Genomic DNA, 1,845 nt, shown 5'->3' with positions numbered 1-1,845 from the left:
TATGGAAAATATTAAGTTTTAAAAAGTGTTCGGTTATTTCTTGCAATCTGCCTTATGTATAAAGGAGATAAATATGAGTGTTTTAGAGGTACATGATTTAAGTCAGCAGTTTTTGGATAAGAAATTATACGATTCTGCTAATCTACAAGTTAATAAAGAAGACCATTTAGGAATAATTGGTCAAAATGGAGTAGGTAAATCTACTTTTATTAAGATTTTAACGGGTCAAATTGAACCAGATGAAGGAAAAATCACTTGGAAAAAGCATTTAACGGTTGGATATTTGGATCAACAGGCTAAATTGGCACCAGGGATGACTATCTACGAATATTTGCAGACAGCGTTTTCAAAATTGTATGAAACTAGCGATAAGCTAAATGAGATTTACATGAATAATCCGACTGATGAGGACCTTGAAAAAGCTGGAAAACTCCAAGAAATCTTAGATGCCAACGATTTCTACGAGCTAGATACCAAAATTCAACAAGTTGCGACTGGGTTAGGATTAGATGCTATCGGTTATGACCATGATGTCTCAAAACTCAGTGGTGGCCAACGTTCAAAGATTATTTTGGCTAAAATCTTACTCGAACAGCCGGATATGATTCTTTTGGATGAGCCAACGAATTATTTGGATACTAATCATATTGACTGGTTAGCTGATTATTTGAATAATTTCGAGGGTGCTTTTATTGTTATTTCCCATGATTATAACTTCTTAGACCGTATTATTAACTGTGTGGCTGATTTTGAATTTGGCAAGATCACTAAATATACTGGTTCCTTGAATCAAGCTCTTAAGCAAAAGGCCGCCAATAAAGAAACCTATATGAAGGCCTACGTTAAGCAACAAGAAAAAATTGCCAAGACTAAGGCTTATATTAGAAAGTTTAAAGCCGGAACACGTTCTAAGAGTGCTAAGAGTAGAGAGAAACAACTTGCGCATATGGACGTCTTAACACCTCCAGGGAGCAAAACTGCAGCAAGTTTTGGCTTTCCATATGTCGAAGTACCTAGTTCTCGGATGATGTTAGATGTTAATAACCTTAAAGTTGGATATGACGGTAAAGCTCTATTTGATAAAGCTTTGAATTTCTCTATCGTCAGCGGTGAGAAGATGGTTATTAAAGGATTCAATGGTATCGGTAAGTCTACGTTGATTAAGACTTTATTGAATATTATTAAACCGATCGATGGTAACTTTGAATTCTCAGAGACTGTTAAAATCGGTTATTTCAAGCAGGACCTAGTCTGGAAGAATAACTTAGAGTCACCATTCCAATATATTAGCGATAAGCATTCTGAAGAAGGTGGCAAGAGGGTCAGACAAGTATTGGCTAGGACTGGATTGACTAACCAACAGATCATGTCGCCATTACGTTCTCTATCCGGTGGGGAGCAGACTAAAGTTAAAATTGCTGATTTAATGTTCGACAATACTAACTTTCTATTCATGGATGAACCTACAAACCATTTGGATGATGAGAGTAAAGCTGCCTTGCGCAAAGGGCTAAGAAACTATGATGGATCAATGATCTTAGTTACTCACGAAGAAGACTTCTATAGTAGTGACTGGATCGATAAGGTCTTGGATATTGAAAAAATAAAAGAAAATTAGTTATTTTCAAAAAAAAATGAAAAAAGTACTTGCATTGGTTTATCATAAACGGTAATATATTACCTGTTGTCACGAGAGGCCAACGGCTTCAACGGTTAGGCAAGATATTTGCTTGAAGGTTGAAATAATTATTTTAAAAAAGTTCTTGACGTTGAGTTATGAACTTGTTATGATAATTAAGTTGTCTGTTAGACATCACCTAACAAATCATTATTTGCTTGATGATT

1 protein-coding gene is annotated in these 1,845 nt (G+C 35.3%); it reads left to right on the top strand.

What is annotated here, in order from left to right:
- Positions 1-73: 73 nt before the first annotated feature.
- Positions 74-1,618, top strand: a complete 1,545-nt coding sequence (locus FC88_RS05540; RefSeq protein WP_057813611.1) for an ABC-F family ATP-binding cassette domain-containing protein — start codon at positions 74-76, stop codon at positions 1,616-1,618.
- The last annotated feature ends 227 nt before the right edge of the window (positions 1,619-1,845 follow it).

It is taken from the genome of Companilactobacillus futsaii JCM 17355, from assembly GCF_001435505.1.
GTDB lineage: Bacteria > Bacillota > Bacilli > Lactobacillales > Lactobacillaceae > Companilactobacillus > Companilactobacillus futsaii.
The sequence above is the reverse complement of the archived record's forward strand: the minus strand, read 5'-3'. Positions and strand labels throughout refer to the sequence as shown.

Excerpts from the sequence above, each read along its gene's own strand:
- FC88_RS05540 (WP_057813611.1), top strand. The coding sequence starts at position 74 with ATGAGTGTTTTAGAGGTACATGATTTAAGTCAGCAGTTTTTGGATAAG.